This is a genomic window from Stenotrophomonas sp. HMWF003 (assembly GCF_003061285.1).
GTDB lineage: Bacteria > Pseudomonadota > Gammaproteobacteria > Xanthomonadales > Xanthomonadaceae > Stenotrophomonas > Stenotrophomonas maltophilia_AP.
The window spans coordinates 1-1,575 of record NZ_QAIW01000192.1 but is presented as its reverse complement, the minus strand read 5'-3'; the positions used below and the strand labels follow the sequence as shown (position 1 = coordinate 1,575).

The 1,575-nt window shown below is 72.1% G+C and carries 2 protein-coding genes; both read left to right on the top strand.

Annotation, left to right across the window (positions count from 1 at the left end; translation table 11 throughout):
* The coding region (locus DBR34_RS07730; protein WP_146186795.1) for an HlyD family secretion protein at nucleotides 1-858 on the top strand (858 nt) is incomplete at its 5' end.
* 77 nt (nucleotides 859-935) lie between these two features.
* Nucleotides 936-1,575 (top strand): ABC transporter ATP-binding protein (locus DBR34_RS07725; RefSeq protein WP_146186794.1); only part of this gene is annotated, 640 nt, incomplete at its 3' end.

Sequence of the window (1,575 nt, the reverse complement as noted above, 5' to 3'; positions counted from 1 at the left end):
CGCATCACCGTACCGGCGCCCGCCGCGGAAACCATCGTCGCGGTTGCGGTGGTAGAGGGGCAGCATGTACCCGCTGGCGCCCCCTTGCTGCAACTGGACGCCACCCGCACCGCCGCGCAGCTGGCCGCATTGCAGGCGCAGTCGCAACGCGCCGGACAGGCGCTTGAGGAACTCGAGCACGGCCCGCGGGTGGAAGACATCGCCCAAGCCCGGGCCAATGTGGCCGCCGCGCGCGCACAGGCCGCGGACGCATCGGCGTACTACGCCCGCCTGCAGCCGCTGGGGCGGCAGCGCCTGGTGGCGGCGGCCGACGTCGACCGCGCCCGTGCCGCCGCCGGCAATGCAACGGGCGTGGTGCAGGCCGCCGAACAGGCGTTGCTGGCGCTGCAGCACGGCACCCGCGCCGAACAGGTGGCCCAGGGCGCCGCGTCGTTGCAGGCCGCGCAGGCCCAGCAGGACGAACAGGCGGTGACGCTGGGCAAGCTGGCACTGGTGGCACCGCGCGCCGGGGTGATCGACGCGCTGCCGTACCGGTTGGGGGACCAGGCGCCGGTGGGCGCGCCGCTGGCCGTGCTGCTGGTGGGTGACCATCCGTATGCGCGGGTGTACCTGCCCTCGGCGCTGCGCCCGTCGGTGGTGGTGGGGCAGGCGGCCCACGTTTACCTGCAGGGGCGCGACGGCGCCCTGACCGGTCGGGTGCGGGCGGTGCGCAGCGACCCGGTGTTCACCCCGTACTACGCGCTCACCGGTGAGGACGCGGCGCGGCTGAGCTACCTGGCCGAAATCGAGCTGGTCGGTACGGACACCGCCGCGTTGGCCCGGTTGCCCGCCGGGGTGCCGGTGCGGGTGACGTTCTGATGGTCCCGACGACGCCGACCGATCCCGCTGCGGCCGTACTGCCCGAACCGGCGGGGGCCGGTGGGGAGCCACTGGCCATCCGCGCGCGCGGCCTGACCAAGCGCTTCGGTGACCTGGTGGCCGTCGACCACGTCGATCTCAGCGTGCCGCGCGCGAACGTCTACGGCTTCCTTGGTCCAAACGGTTCGGGAAAATCCACCACCATCCGCATGCTGTGCGGCCTGCTCACCCCCAGCGAGGGCGACATCGAGGTGCTCGGCCTGCGCATTCCCGAGCAGGCCGAGGCGCTACGCAGGCGCATCGGCTACATGACCCAGCGCTTCTCGCTGTTCGACGACCTGACTGTCCGCGAGAACCTGGAGTTTCTTGCCGCCGTGCAGGACATCCCGCGCGCTGCCGCGCGCCAGCGCATCGACACGTTGGTGACGCAGTATCACTTCCAGAACCGCCAGAAGCAGCTGGCCGGCACCCTCAGCGGCGGCCAGAAGCAGCGCCTGGCGCTGGCCGGGGCGGTGATCCAGCAGCCCGAACTGCTGTTCCTGGACGAGCCCACCAGCGCGGTGGATCCGGAGTCGCGCCGCGATTTCTGGGAGAAGCTGTTCGACCTGGCCGATGCCGGCACCACGCTGCTGGTGTCCACCCACTACATGGACGAGGCCGAGCGCTGCCACCGCCTGGCCATTCTGGACCAGGGCGCACTGGTCGCCGACGGCAGCC